Annotated in this window: 21 protein-coding genes and 1 tRNA gene; 3 read left to right on the top strand and 19 right to left on the bottom strand. The window is 71.0% G+C overall.

From position 1 onward, the window contains the following. Positions 1–12: 12 nt before the first annotated feature. Positions 13–1,482, bottom strand: coding sequence for an aldehyde dehydrogenase family protein (locus ACWCPI_RS35425; RefSeq protein ID WP_451042062.1), 1,470 nt, complete (start codon positions 1,480–1,482; stop codon positions 13–15). A gap of 140 nt (positions 1,483–1,622) precedes the next feature. Next, positions 1,623–3,293, bottom strand: a complete 1,671-nt coding sequence (betA, locus tag ACWCPI_RS35420; protein WP_451042126.1) for a choline dehydrogenase — start codon at positions 3,291–3,293, stop codon at positions 1,623–1,625. A 202-nt stretch (positions 3,294–3,495) separates the two neighbouring features. On the opposite strand from betA, the gene ACWCPI_RS35415 reads away from it, so the two are divergent. After that, positions 3,496–4,242, top strand: coding sequence for an IclR family transcriptional regulator (locus ACWCPI_RS35415; RefSeq protein WP_451042125.1), 747 nt, complete (start codon positions 3,496–3,498; stop codon positions 4,240–4,242). A gap of 1 nt (position 4,243) precedes the next feature. Here the strand turns inward: ACWCPI_RS35415 and ACWCPI_RS35410 are convergent, their stop codons facing one another. From ACWCPI_RS35410 to ACWCPI_RS35390, 5 genes are all read right to left on the bottom strand, one after another. Continuing rightward, on the bottom strand, positions 4,244–5,374 hold the full coding sequence (locus tag ACWCPI_RS35410; RefSeq protein ID WP_451042061.1) for an aromatic ring-hydroxylating oxygenase subunit alpha: 1,131 nt from the start codon (positions 5,372–5,374) through the stop codon (positions 4,244–4,246). A 55-nt stretch (positions 5,375–5,429) separates the two neighbouring features. Then, a complete protein-coding gene (locus ACWCPI_RS35405; RefSeq protein WP_451042060.1) occupies positions 5,430–6,593 on the bottom strand; it encodes an NAD(P)/FAD-dependent oxidoreductase in 1,164 nt (387 codons plus the stop codon). Further along, on the bottom strand, positions 6,590–6,952 hold the full coding sequence (locus tag ACWCPI_RS35400) for a bifunctional 3-phenylpropionate/cinnamic acid dioxygenase ferredoxin subunit (RefSeq protein WP_451042059.1): 363 nt from the start codon (positions 6,950–6,952) through the stop codon (positions 6,590–6,592). Before ACWCPI_RS35400 ends, ACWCPI_RS35405 begins: the two co-directional genes overlap by 4 nt. 198 nt (positions 6,953–7,150) lie before the next feature. After that, positions 7,151–7,783 (bottom strand): MBL fold metallo-hydrolase, encoded by a 633-nt coding sequence (locus ACWCPI_RS35395; protein ID WP_451042058.1) that lies wholly within the window; start codon positions 7,781–7,783, stop codon positions 7,151–7,153. Next, the gene (locus ACWCPI_RS35390; protein WP_451042057.1) at positions 7,780–8,871 is read right to left on the bottom strand and encodes an S-(hydroxymethyl)mycothiol dehydrogenase; all 1,092 of its coding nucleotides are present in this window, start codon (positions 8,869–8,871) and stop codon (positions 7,780–7,782) included. The genes ACWCPI_RS35395 and ACWCPI_RS35390 overlap by 4 nt, the downstream gene beginning before the upstream one ends. Before the next feature lie 258 nt (positions 8,872–9,129). Here ACWCPI_RS35390 and ACWCPI_RS35385 point away from each other — a divergent pair, with 258 nt between their 5' ends. Together ACWCPI_RS35385 and ACWCPI_RS35380 are read left to right on the top strand one after the other, a co-directional pair. After that, positions 9,130–9,774, top strand: coding sequence for a class I SAM-dependent DNA methyltransferase (locus ACWCPI_RS35385; RefSeq protein WP_451042124.1), 645 nt, complete (start codon positions 9,130–9,132; stop codon positions 9,772–9,774). A gap of 269 nt (positions 9,775–10,043) precedes the next feature. Then, positions 10,044–11,681 carry an ATP-binding SpoIIE family protein phosphatase gene (locus tag ACWCPI_RS35380; protein ID WP_451042123.1) on the top strand — a complete coding sequence of 546 codons (1,638 nt, stop codon included), beginning with the start codon at positions 10,044–10,046 and terminating at the stop codon, positions 11,679–11,681. A gap of 115 nt (positions 11,682–11,796) precedes the next feature. On the opposite strand, the gene ACWCPI_RS35375 is transcribed toward ACWCPI_RS35380, so the two are convergent. The 12 genes from ACWCPI_RS35375 to ACWCPI_RS35320 all read right to left on the bottom strand — a co-directional run bounded on the left by ACWCPI_RS35375 (position 11,797) and on the right by ACWCPI_RS35320 (position 19,825). Beyond that, positions 11,797–11,870 (bottom strand) — tRNA-Pro (locus tag ACWCPI_RS35375). Positions 11,871–12,006: 136 nt separating this feature from the next. Beyond that, a complete protein-coding gene (locus ACWCPI_RS35370) occupies positions 12,007–12,366 on the bottom strand; it encodes an MmcQ/YjbR family DNA-binding protein (protein ID WP_451042056.1) in 360 nt (119 codons plus the stop codon). Positions 12,367–12,437: 71 nt separating this feature from the next. Further along, the gene (locus ACWCPI_RS35365; RefSeq protein ID WP_451042055.1) at positions 12,438–12,923 is read right to left on the bottom strand and encodes a YfbM family protein; all 486 of its coding nucleotides are present in this window, start codon (positions 12,921–12,923) and stop codon (positions 12,438–12,440) included. A gap of 147 nt (positions 12,924–13,070) precedes the next feature. Beyond that, positions 13,071–13,583 (bottom strand): GNAT family N-acetyltransferase, encoded by a 513-nt coding sequence (locus tag ACWCPI_RS35360; protein ID WP_451042054.1) that lies wholly within the window; start codon positions 13,581–13,583, stop codon positions 13,071–13,073. Continuing rightward, positions 13,580–14,167, bottom strand: coding sequence for a helix-turn-helix domain-containing protein (locus ACWCPI_RS35355; RefSeq protein ID WP_451042053.1), 588 nt, complete (start codon positions 14,165–14,167; stop codon positions 13,580–13,582). Before ACWCPI_RS35355 ends, ACWCPI_RS35360 begins: the two co-directional genes overlap by 4 nt. Before the next feature lie 46 nt (positions 14,168–14,213). Continuing rightward, entirely contained in the window at positions 14,214–15,116 is a 903-nt protein-coding gene (locus ACWCPI_RS35350; RefSeq protein WP_388806184.1) for a LysR family transcriptional regulator, read from the bottom strand. Between the two features lie 36 nt (positions 15,117–15,152). After that, complete coding sequence (locus ACWCPI_RS35345; RefSeq protein ID WP_451042052.1) at positions 15,153–16,346, bottom strand: glycine C-acetyltransferase; 1,194 nt, start codon at positions 16,344–16,346, stop codon at positions 15,153–15,155. A 54-nt stretch (positions 16,347–16,400) separates the two neighbouring features. Then, the gene (gene tdh, locus ACWCPI_RS35340) at positions 16,401–17,429 is read right to left on the bottom strand and encodes an L-threonine 3-dehydrogenase (RefSeq protein WP_451042051.1); all 1,029 of its coding nucleotides are present in this window, start codon (positions 17,427–17,429) and stop codon (positions 16,401–16,403) included. Positions 17,430–17,799: 370 nt separating this feature from the next. Continuing rightward, a complete protein-coding gene (locus tag ACWCPI_RS35335; protein WP_451042050.1) occupies positions 17,800–18,378 on the bottom strand; it encodes a GAF domain-containing protein in 579 nt (192 codons plus the stop codon). A 61-nt stretch (positions 18,379–18,439) separates the two neighbouring features. Further along, complete coding sequence (locus ACWCPI_RS35330) at positions 18,440–19,039, bottom strand: GTP-binding protein (RefSeq protein WP_451042049.1); 600 nt, start codon at positions 19,037–19,039, stop codon at positions 18,440–18,442. Next, on the bottom strand, positions 19,017–19,388 hold the full coding sequence (locus ACWCPI_RS35325; protein WP_451042048.1) for a DUF742 domain-containing protein: 372 nt from the start codon (positions 19,386–19,388) through the stop codon (positions 19,017–19,019). The genes ACWCPI_RS35330 and ACWCPI_RS35325 overlap by 23 nt, the downstream gene beginning before the upstream one ends. 2 nt (positions 19,389–19,390) lie before the next feature. Further along, positions 19,391–19,825, bottom strand: a complete 435-nt coding sequence (locus tag ACWCPI_RS35320; RefSeq protein ID WP_451042047.1) for a roadblock/LC7 domain-containing protein — start codon at positions 19,823–19,825, stop codon at positions 19,391–19,393. Positions 19,826–19,913 lie beyond the last annotated feature (88 nt).

Below are 19,913 nucleotides of genomic sequence, written 5' to 3'. Positions count from 1 at the left end.
TCTCTTCGGCGTTCAGCCGCGGAACCAGTGCTGCGGCCGGGGTTGGATGTTCTGCCAGATGTGCTTGGCCTCTCGGTACTCGTCCAGGCCGGTCGGTCCCAGCTCCCGGCCCACGCCCGAGTGTCCGAAGCCACCCCATTCCGCCTGCGGCACGTAGGGGTGGTAGTCGTTGATCCACACCGTTCCGTGGCGCAGCCGCCGCGCGACCCGCTGGGCCTTGCCGGCGTCCTGGGTCCAGACGGCTCCGGCGAGCCCGTACTCGGTGTCGTTGGCGATGCGTACGGCGTCGTCCTCGCCGGTGAAGCGCTCCACGGTGAGTACGGGTCCGAAGGACTCCTCGTGGACGACGCGCATGTCCTGCCGGCACTCGTCGAGCACGGTCGGCGGGTAGTAGTGCCCGCCGGCGAGGGCGGGATCGTCGGGGCGGGCACCTCCGCAGCGCAGTACGGCGCCCTCGGCGAGACCGGCAGCGACGTACGCCTCGACCTTCGCCAGGTGCTGAGCGGAGATCAGCGCCCCGGTCTGGGCCTGCGGGTCGAAGGGGCCGCCGAGGCGGATGTTCCGGGCGCGGCGGACCACCTCGTCGACGAAGCGGTCGTGCAGCGAGTCCTCGACGATCAGCCGGGCGCCGGCCGAGCAGACCTGCCCGGAATGCAGGAAGACGGCCGTGAGGGCGAAGTCCACGGCCGTCTCGAAGTCGGCGTCGGCGAACACGACGTTCGGGTTCTTGCCGCCGAGTTCCAGCGCGACCTTCTTCACCGTCGCGGCGGCGCTCGCCATGATGCGTCTGCCGGTGTCCAGGCCACCGGTGAAGGAGACCATGTCCACCGCCGGATGCTCGGCCAGAGGTGCGCCCACTTCGGGGCCGGCGCCCAGGACCAGGTTGGCGGCCCCGGCCGGGAGCCCTGCCTCCGCCAGCGCCCTCATCAGCAGGATCGAGCTGGAGGGGGTGAGTTCGCTGGGCTTCAGGACGATCGTGTTGCCGGCGAGGAGAGCCGGGGCGACCTTCCAACCGGCCTGCAGGAGGGGGTAGTTCCAGGGTGTGATGAGGGCGCAGACGCCGATCGGTTCATGGACGACGCGACTCACGGCGTCCTCCCGGCCGGTGTCGATCACCCGTCCGGCGTCGGTGCCACCGAGCCCGCCGTAGTAGCGGAGGCAGGAGACGACGTCGGCCATGTCGTACTCGCTCTCCACCAGCCGTTTGCCGGTGTCCAGCGATTCGGCGCGGGCGAACTCCCCGGCGTCGCGTTCGATGAGGTCGGCCGTGCGCTGCAGCAGCGCGCCGCGCTCCCGCTCGGGGGTGTGCGGCCAGGGTCCCTCGTCGAAGGCGGCGCGGGCCGCGGCGATCGCCGCCTCCGTGTCGGCGCGGGCCCCTTCCGAGACGGTCGCGACCAGGGTGCCGTCAGCCGGGCAGCGGATCTGCCGACTCCCGCCGGCCACCGGGTCCCGCCATTCGCCGGCCACATACAGGTCTGCCACGCGCCAAGCCCTTCAGCCGGAATGCGTTGCGCATCATGCATTCAATTGCTTGTGGTGGAACACCCTTGCGAATGCCGGAGAGCTACGTCAAGGGGCGGGGGATGACGATTTCGCCGTACGGATGCCTGCGCGACCGCACTTCACCGGGCCTGCTTCCGGGCCTCGGGGTGGCGGTACCAGGCGGCCTTCGACGGCGCGAGCGGCTCCTTGCCGAGGATCAGGTCGGCGGCTTTCTCGGCGATCATCATCACCGGCGCGTAGATGTTGCCGTTGGTGACGTACGGCATCACGGACGCGTCCACGACCCTCAGGCCGTCCAGGCCGTGCACGCGCATGCTGCCGGGGTCGACCACGGCCATCTCGTCCGTGCCCATCTTGCAGGTGCAGGACGGATGCAGGGCCGTCTCCCCCTCCTTCGCGACCCAGGCAAGGATCTCATCGTCCGTCTCCACGGTGGGCCCGGGAGAGATCTCCCCGTCGTTGTAGGGGGCGAGCGCGGGCTGGTCGAGGATCCTGCGCGCCACCCGGATCGCCTCGACCCACTCCCGGCGGTCCTGTTCGGTGGACAGGTAGTTGAAGCGCAGCGCCGGGCGCTCGCGCGGATCCCTGCTCCTGATCTTCACCGAGCCGAGCGCGTCGGAGTACATGGGACCCACGTGCACCTGGTAGCCGTGTCCGCCGGAGGGCGAGGAACCGTCGTAGCGGACGGCGACCGGCAGGAAGTGGAACATCAGGTTGGGGTAGTCCACGTCCTCGTTGCTGCGGGCGAAACCGCCGGCCTCGAAGTGGTTGGTGGCGGCCGGCCCCGTGCGGAAGAGCCACTGCAGCCCGATGAAGGGGGCGCGCCACTTGGCCATGTACGGCTGCATGGAGACCGGTTGCCGGCAGGCGTACTGGACGTAGACCTCCAGGTGGTCCTGCATGTTCTCACCGACGCCGGGCAGGTCGTGGACCACGTCGACGCCGAGGGCCCGCAGTTCCTCGGCGTTGCCGACGCCGGAGAGCTGCAGCAGCTGCGGGGAGTTGATGGCGCCGCCGCACAGGATGACCTCCTTGGCGCGGACCCGCTGAGCGGCGCCCCTGCCACGCCGGTACTCGACGCCGACGGCACGTCTGCCCTCGAAGAGGACACGGGTGACGAGCGCGCGCGTCCTGACGGTGAGGTTGGGCCGCTTCATCGCGGGCTTGAGGTACGCCTTGGAGGCCGACAGACGGCGTCCGCGGTGGACGTTGCGGTCGAACTTGGCGAAGCCTTCCTGCCGGTAGCCGTTGACGTCGTCGGTGGGCGCGTAGCCGGCCTCCTCGGTGGCCTTGAGGAAGGCGGTGAAGAGCGGGTTGGTGGCAGGCCCGCGTTCCAGGACGAGCGGGCCGTCGTGGCCGCGGAACTCGTCGTCCGGGTCGGCCGCGAGACAGTTCTCCATGCGCCGGAAGTACGGCAGGCAGTGGGCGTAGTCCCAGGTCTCCATGCCCGGGTCGGCCGCCCAGCGCTCGTAGTCCATGGGGTTGCCGCGCTGGAAGATCATGCCGTTGATGCTGCTGGAGCCGCCCAGCACCTTGCCGCGGGCGTGGTAGATGCGCCGGCCGCCCATGTGGGGCTCGGGTTCGGACTCGTACTTCCAGTCGTAGAACCGGCTGCCGATCGGATAGGTCAGCGCCGCGGGCATGTGGATGAAGACATCCCACGGGTAGTCGGAGCGGCCGGCCTCCAGCACCAGGACCCGGTTCGCCGGGTCGGCGGACAGCCTGTTCGCCAGTGCGCTGCCGGCCGATCCACCGCCGACGATGACGAAGTCGTAGTGCACAGGAGCCATCATGCCTCGTCTCGCTCGCGCCGTAGATACGCGAGGGATGCTAGCGGCGTAGCGCCATGTGCACCAGGTTGCGAACGACGCAACCTGGTGGGCATTCGTATACGGCCTCGTTACTTGCAGCAGTGTTGTTTACTACGCGTATAGTTTTGCTGTGAGCAACTACAGCCATGACACCGAAACGTCAAACACGCAGGCCGGCGGAGTGCAGTCGGTCGATCGTGCCATCAGCGTCCTCGAGATCCTGGCCCAGCGCGGCGAGGCGGGCGTCAGTGAGGTGGCCGCCGAGATCGACGTTCACAAGTCGACCGCGTTCCGTCTGCTCGGCGCCCTGGAGGCGCGCGGTCTGGTGGAGCAGGCGGGCGAGCGCGGCAAGTACCGCCTCGGCTTCGGCGTCGTCCGCCTGGCCGGCGCGGTCACGGGCCGGATCGACATCACCCAGCAGGGCCGCCCGGTCTGCGAGCGCCTCGCCGAGGAGATCGGCGAGACGGTGAACATCGCGGTCATGCAGGAGCACTACGCGATCAACCTGTACCAGGTGCGCGGTCCCGGCGCCGTCAGCGCGTACAACTGGGTCGGCCAGCTGACCCCGCTGCACGCCACGTCCAGCGGCAAGATCCTGCTGGCCCACCTGCCGGCCAAGCGGCGGGCCGCGCTGCTCGCCGAGACCGGCATGAAGAAGGTCACGCCGAACACCATCACGGCGAAGACGAAGCTGGAGAAGAACCTCGCCGAGGCCCGCGAGCGCGGCTACGCGTGGACCCTGGAGGAGCTGGAGATCGGCCTGCACGCCATGGCCGCGCCGGTCCGCGACCGGGACGGCGTGGTCATCGCGGCCCTCAGCGCCTCCGGACCCGCCTACCGCCTGACCGAGGAGCGGCTGCACGAGCTCTCCCCGGTGCTGCTCAAGGGTGCGCAGGAGATCAGCCACCGCATGGGCTACCTGGGCTGAGTCAGCGCCGGGGAGCGCCCAGGCGCGCGTTCACCCAGGCGTGGAAGGCGCCGATGTGGTGCTCGCTGGGCACCAGCACACCGCCCTTGGCGTACATCCGGGAGCCCATGGCGGGTTGGGTGCGCTCGCACGCCGCGAAGTCCTGTCGGTTGACCCGGTCGAAGAGCTCCACGGACCGGCTGACGTCCTCGCCGCCCTCGACGACGTGCGGCAGATACAGCCAGTCGCACTCGACCACCGTGCGGTCGACGGCCACCGGGAACATACGGTGGAAGATCACGTGGTCCGGGACGAGGTTGATGAACACCTGCGGCCTGACGGTGATCGCGTAGTAGCGGCGGTCCTGCTCCTCGGCCACCCCGGGGATGCGGTCCAGGCCCTCGGAACCGTCGACGGTGAAGCCCCGGATCTCCGCTCCGAACTCGGCGCCGTGCCCCACGTAGTACTGGGCCGCGTAGCCGTCGGCGAACTCGGGGAGCACCTCGGTCAGTTCGGGGTGGATCGTGGCGCAGTGATAGCACTCCATGAAGTTCTCGATGATGAGCTTCCAGTTCGCCCTCACGTCGTAGACGATCCGCCTGCCGACCGAGAGGCCCGCGATGTCGTAGTGCTCGATCGACTCCACGTCGCCGAGCCGGCCGATGATCTCACCGACGACGTCCTCCTCGAAGGAGGGCGGGTTCTCCGCGAGGCAGACCCAGACGTAGCCGAGCCACTCACGGACGGCCACCGGGGCCAGGCCGTACTCGGTGCGGCCGACGTCGGGCATCTTGGTGAGGTTGGGCGCGGCGACGAGCTTTCCGTCGAGGCCGTACGTCCAGGCGTGGTACGGGCATTGGAACGCGCGCTTGACCTCGCCGGACTCCTCGGTGCACAGCCGGGCTCCGCGGTGCCGGCAGACGTTGAAGTAGGCCCGGATCGAACCGTCGCGCGCACGGGTGACGAGGATGCTCTCGCGGCCCACGTCGACCGTTCGGAAGGCGCCGGGCTTGCCCAGGTCGCCGGCGCGCGCGACGCAGAACCACATGGTCTCGAAGATGCGCTCCTGCTCCAGGGCGAAGACCGCCGGATCGGTGTAGGAGGAGCCGGGGAGGGTGGCGATCAGGCTGTCCGGCAGGCTGGTCGAGGTCACGGTGGACTCCTCGGGAACGTGGCGGGGTGATGCGGGAGGGGTCGGAAGTACGGCGTCAGGACGTCGCGGCGGCCAGCTGCTTGCGCCGGCGCGTGAACAGCCGGGGCTGGTTCATGCCGAGGACGGCGACCGGTCGGCCCGCTCGGCGGTAGACGGCGAGGACGTTCCGGTCGTCGGGGGCGCCTTCCTCGACCGTCACGCTGTCGGCGCCGGCCGCGTGCCCGGCGAACTGGATCTTCACTCCGTACTGGTCGGACCAGAAGTACGGCGGCCGGGGCGATCCGGGCTGTGCCGCGCCCCCCGCCAGCAGCGCCGCGACGGCGGCGTCCGGCCGCTCACGGGCGCCGGTCCAGTGCTCGACGCGGCGGTGGACTCCCGCGCGCGGGTCGTACCAGTTGGCGCAGTCGCCGACCGCCACCACTTCGGCGACGCCGGTCCGGCCGTCGGCGCCGCACTTGACGCCGTTGTCGAGCTCCACGCCGGATCCGGCCAGCCACTCGACGCACGGGCGGGCACCGACGCCGACGACGACGATGTCGGCCGGGAGGGTGCGGCCGTCGTCGAGCAGGACGGCGTCCACACGCCGTTCACCGCTCAGCCCTCTGACGCCGACGCCGCACAACAGTCGTACGCCGTGGTCCAGATGGAGTCCGCAGACCACGGCGCCCATGGCCTCGCCGAGCGGTCCGGCGAGCGGCGTCGGGGCCGCCTCGACGATCGTCACGTCGAGCCCGAGGGCACGGGCGGTGGAGGCGACCTCGGCCCCGACGAAGCCTCCGCCGATCACCACCAGCCGTCCGCCGCGGGTCAGTTCGTCGCGCAGGGCGCGGGCGTCGTCGAGGGTGCGCAGGGTGTGCACGCCGGCCAGGCCCTCGGTGCCCGGCAGCGTGCGGGCCGCGGCGCCGGTGGCGATGACGACGCCGTCGGCGCGGACCGTCCTGCCGTCGGCGAGCCGGACGGCGCGTTCGCCGCGGTCGAGCCCGGTGGCGCGGACACCGAGCAACCACTCGGCTCCCAGGTCCTCGCCGTCCGACTCCAGCGCGAGGTCCTCTTCACCGAGGGTGCCGGCCAGGAACTCCTTGGACAACGGGGGCCTGTCGTACGGGCGGTGGAGTTCGTCACCGATGACGACCAGCCGCCCGTCGTAGCCCTGCCCTCGCAGCGAGCGTGCCGCCGACAGGCCGGCCAGTGAGGCGCCGACCACGGCGACCGTCCTCACGCGGGACCACCGGCGAGCCGGGCGGCGACGCAGGGCGGCAGGTTGGGGGCGTCGGTCGACACCTGGACGTACACCATGCCGTCCTCGACGAAGACCTCGTGGGTCCGGACCGGAAGCCTGGCCGGCGGGGCGTCGACGGCGCCGGTCCGCAGGTCGAACTTCGAGGCGTGCAGCGGGCATTCCACCTCGCAGCCCTCCAGCCAGCCGTCGGCGAGCGAGGCGTCCTGGTGGGTGCAGGTGTCGTCGATGGCGAAGAGCTCGCCGTCGTCGGTGTGGAACACCGAGACCGGCGGGTCGATGTCGAGCCGGAGGGCCTCGCCTCGCGGGAGATCCGTGAGACGGCACGCGGGAATCATCATGACACCTCGGTGCGTATAGCGAAACGGATTGCGGTAAGCGCAACGCCAGTCTGGGGGCGGCTCCGAAGCGTTGTCAAGGCGTGCAAAAGGCCCCGTTCCGGCCGTTGGTCCGCGTGTTCGCGGGGCAGCCCGAAACGCCCGAACCACCTGCGCAAACAGGCGGAACGGGCGCCGCACGGGAAACCGTTCGGAGGCGGGTCAGTGACCGCGGTCGAGCCACTCCTGGAGGTGGGGGGCCTCGGCCGCGATCGTGGTGGTCCCGCCGTGGCCGGTGTGGACGACCGTGTCGCCGGGCAGCGTGAGCAGCCGCTCCCGGATCGAGTCGATGATGGTCGGGAAGTGGCTGTAGGACCTCCCGGTCGCCCCCGGACCGCCCGCGAAGAGGGTGTCACCGCTGAAGAGCGCCGCCAGGGCCGGTGCGTGGAGGCAGACGGCGCCGGGTGCGTGCCCCGGGGTGTGCAGCACGGTCAGCTCGACGCCCGCCACGGTGAGCACCCGCCCGTCGGTCAGTTCGCCGTCCGGCATCCGGTCGGGGTGGGTCTGTTTCCACAGCGGCAGATCGTCCGGATGCAGCAGGACGGGGGCGCCGGTGCGCGCGGCGAGATCCGGCGCGGCGCCGATGTGGTCGTCGTGGGCGTGCGTGCACACGATGGCCCGCAGGGTGCGGTCGCCGAGAGCTCCGGCGACGGCCTGCGCGTCGTGCGCCGGGTCGACGACGATCGCCTCGTGGTCGTCGCCGACGATCCACACGTTGTTGTCGACCTCCCACGTGCCGCCGTCCAGCGAGAACGTCCCCGAGGTGACGAGGTGTTCGATGCGGGCGCCGGTCACGGGAGGACCACCACCGAGCGCAGGACATCGCCGCCGTGCATCCGCTCGAAGGCCTTCTCGACCTCGTCCAGGGCGATGGTCTCCGAGACGAAGGCGTCCAGATCCAGCCGGCCCTGGAGGTACAGGTCGATGAGCATCGGGAAGTCACGGGAGGGCAGGCAGTCGCCGTACCAGGACGACTTCAGCGCGCCGCCGCGCCCGAAGACGTCCAGCAAGGGCAGTTCGAGCTTCATCTCGGGGGTGGGCACCCCGACCAGGACGACCGTACCGGCGAGGTCGCGGGCGTAGAAGGCCTGTTCGTACGTCTCCGGGCGGCCGACCGCCTCGATGACGACGTCGGCACCGAAGCCGCCGGTCAGCTCGCGGATCGCCTCGACCGGGTCGGTCCGACCGGAGTTGACGGTGTGGGTCGCGCCGAGCTTGCCGGCCATGGCCAGTTTCCGGTCGTCGATGTCGACGGCGATGATCTTCGCTGCCCCGGCCAGACGCGCCCCGGCGACGGCGGCGTCCCCGACGCCCCCGCAGCCGATGACGGCCACGGTGTCACCGCGTCCCACGTTCCCGGTGTTGATCGCGGCGCCGATGCCCGCCATCACGCCACAGCCCAGCAGCCCGGCGGCGGCCGCCGACGCGGCCCGGTCGACCTTGGTGCACTGTCCGGCCGCCACCAGCGTCTTCTCCGCGAACGCCCCGATACCGAGCGCCGGGGACAGCTCCTGGCCGGTCGAGGCGAGGGTCATCTTCTGCCGGGCGTTGTGCGTGGCGAAGCAGTACCAGGGCCGCCCCCGCAGACAGGCGCGGCACTGCCCGCACACCGCCCGCCAGTTGAGGATGACGAAGTCACCGGGCGCCACGTCGCTGACGCCCTCGCCCACCGACTCCACGACGCCCGCGGCCTCGTGCCCCAGCAGGAACGGGAAGTCGTCGTTGATGCCGCCCTCCCGGTAGTGCAGATCGGTGTGGCAGACCCCGCAGGCCTCGATCCGCACCAGCGCCTCACCCGGCCCGGGATCGGGCACGACGATCGTTTCCAGACTGACGGGGGCACCCTTGCCCTGCGCGACGACAGCACGGACCTGGTGAGCCATGGCCACTCCTCGGCTGCTGCGGGATCGATGGGACTGATGTTGCTCATTACGGCACGCATCTCATGTGCCGCAACACAGCATCCTGGAGGGCCGAGCGGGGGTCAAGAAGCCGACACCCTTCACTCCCCGACCGTGCCGCCACGCGTTCGGCCCCTCGTCCACGCGGCCGCCGAGTCCGGACAACTATGAAAAAATGCCCCTGAGGTTTCGGAGGAGATCCCCGTGAGCAGTCCTGGCGACACACCCGGCTACCAGCACATGCGATTCGACCGCACGGGCCAGGCCGAGGCCTTCGACGCCATCGGAGACCGCTATGACGAGGCCTTCCCGCACAAGGAGGGACAGGTGGCCTCCGCCGAGTGGCTCGTCAGGTCGCTGCCGGCCGGGTCGCGGGTGCTGGACCTGGGGTGCGGCACCGGGCTCCCGACCGCGCTCCAGCTGACGCAGGCGGGTCTGGAAGTCGTCGGTGTCGATCTGTCGAGCACGATGGTCGCCCTCGCCCGTGAGAACGTGCCCGCCGGGGAGTTCCACCAGGCGGACATCGCGGACCTAGGTCCCTCGGGCCCCCGCCACCTGGGCCGCTTCGACGCGGTGGCGGCCTTCTTCTCGCTGCTCATGCTGCCGCGCGCCGAGATCCCCCTGGCCCTGCGGACCATCCACGACCTGCTGGTCCCGCGCGGTCTGTTCGCGCTGTCGATGGTGGAGGCGGACGTCGACGACTTCGCGATCCCGTTCATCGGGAGCATCATCCGCGTCTCCGGCTACCTGAGGGACGAACTGCGCGAGGTCGTCGAGGGGGCCGGCTTCGAGATCGTCGAGGAGTCGTCGCACACGTACGCCCCGGCGACCGTGGACGTCCCGCCCGAGGTGCAGGTCTTCCTGCGCTGCAGGCGGCACACCTGAGAACTCCCGGCCCGCCCGCCCCGGGACGGGCCCGCACCGCCGGAAGGACACGCGTGAGGAAGCGGCGCATCGGAGCCGAGCAGGGCACCGGCGGGCACCCGTCCCCGGCCCGCGGGTCCACCGCTGCCTCACGCCGTGCCGCGGCGAGGCGCCCACCGGCCGCACAGGCCCGCGCCGGTCGCCCCCGGGACGACGGCCCGGACGCCGCCGCGTCAGGGACCGACCGGCTCCGCTACCTCGACGCCGCGACCCGTCGGATCGCCCGGGGCATGGACCTCGACGAGACGTTGAACGAGTTGTGCCGTGCCGCCGTCCCCGCGTTCGCCGACACCGCCTTCGTCCACCTGTACGCCCCGCTCCCGACCGGCGACGAGACCGCCACCGCGCCCGGCGTCCTGCGGCTGCACGCCATGGACCACGCACCGCTGCCCAGGACGGCAGCCCCCGGCTCCGGGCCGGCCGCGCCGGGCGCCGGCCCGGTCGAGGCGGCGGAGGTGGTACGCCCGGCCGCCGACGGCCCGCTCACCGAGCTCCTGGAGAAGGGACGGCCGGTCTTCGCGGACACGCCGGGCAGCGCCGCTGCGGCGGCCGAGTTGGTGAGGACGGCGCACGCCCTCCGGGCGCTGCCCGGTCGGCGGCTGATCATCGCTCCCCTGCACGGCCGCAACCACGTCATGGGCAGTGTCGTCCTCGTCCGCGGACCCGACCGGCACGCTTTCAGCCGGGACGACCTGCTCGTCGCCTCTCAACTGGCCACGCACACCGCGCTCGGCATCGACAAGTCGGTCGCGTTCGCGCGCGAGGCGTCCATCGCGGACGCGCTGCAACGCACGATGCTCCCGCCGTCGCTGCCCGAGCCGGTCGGCGTCGTCCTGGCCAGCCGCTATCTGCCCTCCTCACGGACCGCGCAGGTCGGCGGCGACTGGTACGACGCGATCCCGCTGCCCGGCAACCGCGTCGCCCTGGTGATCGGTGACGTGATGGGCCACTCCATGACCTCGGCAGCGATCATGGGCCAGCTGCGCACCATCGTGCAGACCCTCGCCGGCCTTGACCTGCCCCCGGACGAGATCCTGCACCACCTCGACGAGCAGGCCGAACGGCTGGGCAGCGAGCACACGGCGACCTGCCTGTACGCCATGTACGACCCGGTCCTGCACCGCCTGCTGGTCTCCAACGCCGGCCATCTGCCACCGGTGCTCCTGCACGCCGACGGTCGCACGGAGGTCGTCGAGGTACCGCCCGGGGCGCCGATCGGCGTCGGTGGCGGCGACTTCGAGTCCACGGAGATGCACGCGCCTGCCGGGGCGACCCTGCTGCTGTACACCGACGGCCTGGTCGAGTCCCGCGACTCGGACGTGCTGACCGGCGTGGAGCACTTGCGCACCCGGCTGCGGGAGGCCGCCTCGTCGTCCACGGTCACGGGGCTGGAGGACCTGTGCGACCAGGCGCTCGGCACACTGGGCGTCGGCGACCGGGACGACGACGTGGCGCTGCTCGCCGCCCGCTTCGAGGGCATCCTGCCGGAGACCGTGGCGTACTGGTACATGGCTCCGCGTCCGCAGACCGCGCGCCAGGCCCGCCGGCTGACCCGCAGGACCCTGCACGACTGGGGCCTGGACTCCCTGGTGGAATCCAGCGAGCTGCTGGTCAGCGAGGTGGTGGCGAACGCCGTGCGCTTCGCCTCCCGGCCGATCACCCTGCGGCTGCTGTGCACGGACGTCCTGCGCTGCGAGGTGGAGGACGACTCGCCGATCATCCCGAGGATGCGGCACGCGCGACTGAGCGACGAGGGCGGCCGGGGCCTGTTCCTGGTCGACCAGCTGGCACGGCGCTGGGGGGCGACTCGGGTGAGCAGCGGCAAGGTGGTGTGGTTCGAGCAGCCACTGCCCGACGACCGGGCGTAGGGGCGGGGCGCGAGGCGTACGAGATCGTGTTCCGTCAACGGCCGTTGCGCCGCACCATGACCGAAAGGCCGTACCGGAATACTCCGATACGGCCTCTGACCTGCTGTTTCGCAAGTCGGGACGACAGGATTTGAACCTGCGACCCCTTGACCCCCAGTCAAGTGCGCTACCAAGCTGCGCCACGTCCCGATGCCGTCTGACCTGGGGTTTCCCCCGGCCGAACGCGCATGGAAACAATACCGCACTCGGGTCGGTGGTCGCGCACCCCTTTATCCGCTGGTGGCGCCTCGTCCGCTGGTGCCGCCTCGTCCCGACGGGGCGGTCGTCACTCCCCGGTCGGCACACCCACCTCGGGGTGGGCGTCGAGCAGCCGCGACGGCGCCGCCTGGCGCCAGGAGTCGGCGAGGATGTCGCGCAGTTCGCCCTCGTCCTCCAGCGCGGCGAGCCGGGCGCGCACCCAGGCGAACTGCGCCTCGTGGTCGGCGATCCAGAACTTGTCCGGCTCGGCCAGGACCAGTTCGTCGCGCTCCACCTTCGGGCAGCGCACCGCGAGGGACGTCTCGTCCTCGGGCAGGGTGGCGAACATCTTGCCCGCGACCCGGAACGTGGGCATGCTCCAGGCGATCTTCTCCGTCGTGTCCGGCAGAGACAGGGCGATACGGCGTACGTCTTCGGCATCCGGCATGGGAGGCACGTTAGCCGCCGGCACTGACAATGACCTGGTGAAACAACAGGGCCACCCCGCGAGGAGATGCCCTAGAAGCTGAAGTTCATGAAGGCCCCGAGACCGCGCTCGGCCGCCGCGGCGAAGAACTCGACCAGTTCCTCGTAGGCGTCCTTGAGCCGGTCCAGCTGGCCTTCGGGGTCGAACCTCCACATGTTGGGGTAGACCTCCTCGGCCGTCATCCGCTCCGGGTCGTAATGGACCGCCAACCGCTCCCACGGAGTCGCCCGCAGGTGCCGCGCCACGCCCTGCACCTGTTCCGCGGTCCAACCGAACAGGGTCCCGTCGTCCAGGATCTGGAACCCGTCCATCAGGAACTCAAGGTGCACCCCTGCCTCGTCGAACAGGAACTGCAGGCCACCGAACGCCCTGTCCGGCCCACCCTGAGGCCGGTCGGGCATCGGTACGTCGTCACTGCTGTACAGCTCCCAGGTGAACTCATCGGCCCAACTCGGGTCCTGCTCCGCCCTCTCCAGCTCCTGCGTCGTCGCGCTGATGAAAGAGATGCTCACGCCCATGCCAGGTGATCCCCCTTGGTGTACGGCTCGTTCGACCTCTTGGCCGATCGATGACGGCGAGTGTTCCAGGGGGCACTGACAAGCGGGCGCTGACGAACGGCACCGACGGGGGCGCCGACGGGCGGGCACCGGTGAACGGGCGACCGCTCACACGTGCTTGTAGTAGATCGTCGTCGACCGCAGCACGCCGTCCGGGCTCGCCGCGTAATCGGGGATCACCCCGGCCCGGGTCCAACCGGCCGAGCCGTACAGGTGCTCGGCCGGGCTGTCGGTCTCGGTGTCCAGGTGGAGAAGGGTGACTCCGGCGCCGATCGCCGCTTCTTCCGCGTGGGTGAGGAGGCTGCGGCCGAGACCCCGCCCCCGCGCGTCCCGGTGCACCATCAGCTTGACCAGCTCGGCCCGGTGGCCGCTGTTGGGCTTGTCCGGGAAGGCCAGGCCGACCGTGCCGACGATCCGCCCGCCGTCGTGCGCCGCCCAGACCGCCAGGCGACCGTCGGCGACGGCTGCCGCCCGCTCCTTCCACCAGGCCGTCGCCGTGGTGCGGTCCAGCGGTGCCAGGAAACCGACGGAGGCGCCGTCCAGCACCGCGTCCACCAGCAGATCCGCCAATCCCCCCGCCGCGTCGAGCAGTTGGGCCGCGTTCAGTGCCGTCACCCTCATGGCAGCACCACCGCCAGCAGGTACCGCACCCCCTCCGGCCCGGCGCAATGGAACCGCGTCAGCCCCCACACCCGCATGCGCAGGCAGTCCCCGGCGCGCAGACGGTGCTCGGTCTCGTCAACCGTCACGTCGAGTTCTCCTTCCCGTACCCAGATGTGCTGCTCCAGCCCGGGCACCGGCGGCCGGTCGTACGCGATGTCGGCGCCCGCGGTGAGCCGTCCCTCGACGAGCTCGCCGCGCAGCCCGTGATGCGGCGGCGACACGGACCGCCGTACGAACCCGGCGGAACGGTCCTCCCACACCGGCTGCTCGGCCGCCCGGACCAGCAGTGCCGACTCCGACTCGACCTCGCTGAGCAGCTGGGACATGGTCCGGCCGTAGACATGGCACAGCCGGTTCAGCAGCGCGGCGGTGGGACTGGTCTCCGCCCGCTCGGCGCGGGACAGGGTGGAGCGGCTGACGCCGCTGCGCTCGGCCAAGTCCCCCAGCGACCAGCCGCGTTCGGCCCGCAGCTCGGCGAGCCGGGCACCGAGACGGACGTCCACCGCGTCCACGGTGTCGCCACCGTCTGCCCTCTGTTTCATATCCGGGAGGCTATCCCGGATATGAAACGCCCAGGTTACGGGAGCCTCACTCCCCCGCCGCCTCTCCGAGCGCCTGGAGCACCGGCCTGATCAGGGGATGCTCCTCGGCGCCCCGTCGCACGGCCGCGAAGACCCGGCGCGTCGGGGCCACCCCGTCCACGGGCCGTACGACGACCCCCGTGAGGTCCATGCCGCGCAGGGCCGATCGCGGGACGAGCGCCACGCCCGCATCCGCCGAGGCGAGTGCGACGACGGCGCGGAAGTCGTCCGAGGAGTGTTCGAGACGGGGCTGGAAGCCGGCGTTCTCGCACGCCAGGACGACCACGTCGTGACAGGGGTTGCCGGGGTAGGGACCGATCCAGGCGTCCTTGGCCAGCTCCGCCAGCGGCACCTCCGCGGCGTCGGCCAGGCGGTGGTGCACCGGGACGACCGCGTCGAAAGGCTCGGCGTAGAGGGGTACGTGGGTCAGGCGGGGGTCGTCGGCCGGCGGCGCCCCCCGGTACTCGACCGCCACGGCGACATCCACCTGCCGGTCCAGCACCATCGGCAGGCTGGCGTCGCCCTCGGCGTCCTGGACGCGGATGCGGATGCCGGGGGACGTCTCGGCGAGCCGACCCACCGCCGGGGCCACGACCAGGGCGATACCGGTCGCGAAGGAGGCCACCGTGACCGTGCCGGCCGCGCCCGAGCTGTACGCCGCGAGCTCGGCCTCGGCACGCTCCAGCTGGGCCAGGACCGCGTTGGTGTGGCTGAGCAGGATCTCCCCGGCGGGGGTCAGCCGTACGCCCTTCGCGCCACGCTCGACCAGGCGGTGGCCGGTCTCCTGCTCCAGGGCCGCCAGCTGCTGGGAGACCGCCGAGGGTGTCAGATACAGCGCGGCGGCAGCCGCCGTCACCGTACGGTGGTCCGCCACCGCACGGAGGATGTGCAGCCGCCGCGCTTCGATCATGGGATCGATTATCTCAGTGCCGGGAGCGGCCGGGGCTCAGCCTGCCAGTTCCGCCCTGGCCGCCACGAAGGCGTCGACGGCACGGTTCACGTCGTCCGTCGAGTGCGCTGCGGACAGCTGCACCCGGATGCGGGCCTGGCCCTGCGGCACCACCGGGTACGAGAAGCCGATCACGTACACGCCCCGCTCCAGCAGCAGCTCCGCGAGCCGGCCCGCCTTCGCGGCGTCGCCGATCATCACGGGTGCGATGGCGTGGTCGCCGGGGAGGATCTCGAAGCCCTCCTGTGTCATCCGGCGGCGGAACAGCGCGGTGTTCTCGGCCAGCCGCACCCGCAGGTCGTCCGCCGACTCCAGCAGGTCGAGGACCTTGAGGGAGGCCGCCGCGATCACCGGGGCCAGGGTGTTCGAGAACAGGTACGGCCGGGAGCGCTGGCGCAGCAGGGCGACGATCTCGGCGCGGGCCGCCACATAACCGCCGGACGCGCCGCCGAGGGCCTTGCCGAGGGTGCCGGTGATGATGTCGACGCGGTCCATGACGCCGTGCAGCTCGGGCGTGCCGCGCCCGCCGGGGCCGACGAAACCGACGGCGTGCGAGTCGTCGACCATGACCATGGCGTCGTTGCGGTCGGCGAGGTCGCAGATCTCGCGCAGCGGGGCCACATATCCGTCCATGGAGAAAACGCCGTCGGTGACGATCAGCCGGCGCCGGGCGTCGGCCGCGTCCTTCAACTGCCGTTCGAGGTCGGCCAGATCACGGTTGGCGTACCGGAAGCGGCGGGCCTTGGACAGTCGGATGCCGTCGATGATCGACGCGTGGTTCAGGGCGTCGGAGATCACCGCGTCCTCGGGGCCGAGGAGCGTCTCGAAGACGCCGCCGTTGGCGTCGAAGCAGGAGGAGTACAGGATCGTGTCCTCCTGGCCGAGGAACGCGGAGAGCCGGGCCTCCAGTTCCTTGTGCACCTCCTGCGTGCCGCAGATGAAGCGCACCGACGCCATGCCGTAGCCCCAGCGGTCGAGGGCCTCGTGGGCGGCGGCGATCACCTCGGGGTGGTCGGCGAGGCCGAGGTAGTTGTTCGCGCAGAAGTTGAGGACCTCGCCGGGGCGGCCGCCCGCGCTGACGTTCACGGTCGCGGACTGCGGGGTGTCGATCACGCGCTCGGGCTTGTGCAGGCCGGCGGCGCGGATCTCGTCGAGGGTGGCGCGCAGGTCGTCGCGCACGGAGTCGAACATCTCAGGGCTCCCAGAAAGGCAGAGGGGGTTACTCGGTCGGCTTGCGCGAGGCGCCTATGTGGTCCAGTCGAGGATGACCTTGCCGCCGCGGCCGCTCGCCGCGTCGGCGAACGCCGCCTCGAAGTCGCGGTAGCCGTACCGGCCGGTGATCACGGGCGCGAGGTCGAGGCCGCCTTCCAGCAGCACGGACATCGCGTACCAGGTCTCGAACATCTCGCGGCCGTAGATGCCCTTGATGGTGATCATCGAGGTGACGATCCGGGCCCAGTCGACCGGGAACTCCTGCGCCGGCAGGCCGAGCATGGCGATACGGCCGCCGTGCGTCATGTTGGCGATCATGTCGCGCATGGCCTCGGGGCGGCCGGACATCTCCAGTCCGATGTCGAAGCCCTCCCGCAGGCCGAGCTCGCGCTGCCCGTCGACGATGCTCACCTCGGACACGTTCAGGGCGAGGCTCACGCCGATCTTGCGGGCCAGTTGCAGCCGTTCCTCGCTGACGTCGGTGATGACGACGTTGCGCGCGCCCGCGTGCCGGGCCACGGCCGCCGCCATCAGGCCGATCGGACCGGCCCCGGTGATCAGCACGTCCTCCCCGACCAGCGGGAACGACAGCGCGGTGTGCACGGCGTTGCCGAACGGGTCGAAGATCGCGGCGACGTCGAGGTCGACGGGCACCCGGTGGACCCACACATTGGCGGCGGGCAGAGCGACGTACTCGGCGAAGGCACCGTCCCGCCCGACTCCGAGGCCGACCGTGGCACGGCACAGGTGACGGCGGCCGGCCAGGCAGTTGCGGCACTTGCCGCACACCAGGTGCCCCTCGCCGCTGACCCGGTCCCCGGGCTTGATGTCGGTGACGTCACGGCCTGTCTCGACGACCTCGCCGACGAACTCGTGCCCGACCACGAGCGGTGTGCGGATCGCGTGCTGCGCCCAGCCGTCCCAGGACCGGATGTGCAGATCGGTGCCGCAGATGCCGGTGCGCAGCACCTTGATCAGTACGTCGCCGGGCCCGACGGCCGGTTCCGGGACGTCCGCGAGCCACAGCCCCGGCTCCGCCTTCTCCTTGACCAGCGCCTTCACTACGGCTCCCGAGGGTGAGTCCCGCCCTCGGGCATGCCGAACGAGCCCGTGGCCGGGGAGAGGAGTGGAATCGCGTAGCAATCTGCCGCACGCCGGTGCTCCGGTCCATCGAGGATTTCTTAAGCGGCGCCACAGCTTTCCTTCACGCCCTCCCCTGCGGCCTCTCCCGTCCCCGTGTCCCGCCTTTCCTCACCCGCGCTGCCCGCCCCTGAGGTGCGCGATCAGCTCCGGATCCGGCGGAGCCACTGCCCGTACGGTGTCGGTGCGTCCTCCCTCGCGGACGAGCCGCACGAACCCGTCGACGCCCCGTGGACCGGCGCGGCACCGAGACGCAGACCGCTGGTGGCTTCCCTGGTGCGGGGAGGTCCGCTCACAGCGGCAGCCCGTCCGCCGCCCGTCGTTCCAGTCGCATCGCCAGTTCCGACGCGGACGCCTTGATCGTCTCCAGCCCCGCCCTCCCCCACGGCCGGGGCTCCACGTCGACGACGCAGACCGTGCCCAGCGCCATCCCGGTGGAGTCGATCAGCGGGGCGCCCAGATAGGAACGGATGCCGTACTCGTCGACGATCGGGTTGCCCGCGAACCGGGGATAGTCCCGCACATCCTCCAGGACCAACGCCTTGTGCCGGACGACCACATGGGGGCAGAACCCGTGGTCGCGTTCCATATGGCGGCCCAGTTCCGGCTTGGTGTCGTCGGTCTGCTCCAGGGACACGAGGGGCCGCCGCGCATGCAGACCGGCGAAGAACTGCCGGTTCTCGCCGACGAAGTTGACCATGGCGTAAGGCGCGGCGGTGACTTCGGCGAGGCGGTCCGCGAAAGCGTCGAGGGCGGGGTCCGGATGTTCTCCCAGACCCAGTCCGAGCAGCCGACGGGCGCGGGCGGGGGCCTCCTTGTCCTCGGGGGTGAGCAGCAGACGAGCAACCGGGCGGGGTGGGCCGTAGCTCATGGGCGGATTCCGTCGCTGTAGGCGTAGGTCATATGCGGTTCCGTCCTGGTGTGTGCGGGTGTCACATGTGGGCGCCGTGGCTCGGCGCGGGTGCCGGCGTGTGGGCGATGAGATGCCGGACGAGGGTCAGCAGGGTCTGGACACCGGAGCTGGAGATCCTGGCGTCACAGCGGACGATGGGGATCTGCGGATCGAGGTCGATGGCGGCGCGGACCTCCTCCGGGTCGTACCGGTGGGCCCCGTCGAACTCGTTGATGGCGACGATGAAGCCGAGGCCCCGCTGCTCGAAGAAGTCGACGGCGGCGAAGCACTCCTCCAGGCGCCGGGTGTCGGCGAGGATGACCGCGCCGAGCGCGCCCTCGGAGAGTTCGTCCCACATGAACCAGAACCGTTCCTGGCCTGGTGTGCCGAACAGATAGAGCACGTGTTCCGGATCGAGCGTTATGCGGCCGAAGTCCATGGCCACGGTCGTCTCGACCTTGTTCTCGATGCCCTCCAGGTTGTCGGTCGCGGCGCTGACCGTGGTGAGGAGTTCCTCGGTGCTGAGCGGCGCGATCTCGCTCACCGCGCCGACGAAGGTCGTCTTGCCTACCCCGAATCCTCCCGCCACCAAGATCTTCAGTGCGGTGGGGAAGGGGTCAGAGCTGTCGTCGTAGTCCATCGAGCACTGCCTCCAGAAGAGCCCGGTCAGTCGGGTTGTGGTGGAACTCGGGGGGCTTGGTGGTGAGCGCCCCGCCGTCGACGAGGTCCGACAGCAGCACCTTGGTGACCGCCGCCGGCAGCTTCAGGTGGGCGGCGACCTCGGCGACCGAGACGGGGGCGCGGCACAGGTCGAGCGCCTGCTCGTGCTCGGGGCCGAGGTAGCCGAGGGGGGTCGCCCCGGTGGCCATCACCTGCGACATCAGGTCGAGCGCGACGGTGGGCCGGGTACGGCCGTTGCTGACCGTGAAAGGTCGCACGAGCCGTCCGGCCGCATCGTCGAGCCAGGGCCCGTCGCCGGCCGCCGTCACGTTCAAGGCCTCATCGCCGAGGGTTCGACGGAGTGCTGCCGGGGTGCGGTGATCAGGTACGGGCGGACGCTCTTGACCAGCATCGCCATCTCGTAGCCCAGCACCGCCGCGTCGGCCTCGCGGCCGGCCAGCACGGCGAGGCAGGTGCCGGATCCGGCGGTGGTCACGAAGAGCAGCGTCGAGTCGAGTTCGACGACGACCTGCCGCACGTCCCCGCCGTCACCGAAGCGGACCCCGGCGCTGCGGCCGAGGGAGTACAGGCCGGAGGCCAGGGCTGCCATGTGGTCTGCGCTGTCCGGGTCGAGACCGTGAACCGACTTCACCAGTCCGTCGCAGGAGAGGAGCACCGCGCTGGTGGTGTGCGGTACACGCTGCACTAGGCCACTCATCAGCCAGTCGAGATCGGACACATGAGCGGTCGGCGCTTCGCTCGCCATGATGGATCGACTCCTTGGGGTACGAATGTCTGCGGGAGCGCTGGGGGTGGGGGTTGCCGCCCAGGCGGACGTCAGGCTGGTCAGGGGC

The organism is Streptomyces sp. NPDC001920, from assembly GCF_053594495.1.
This window is presented reverse-complemented; position numbering and strand designations above follow the sequence as displayed.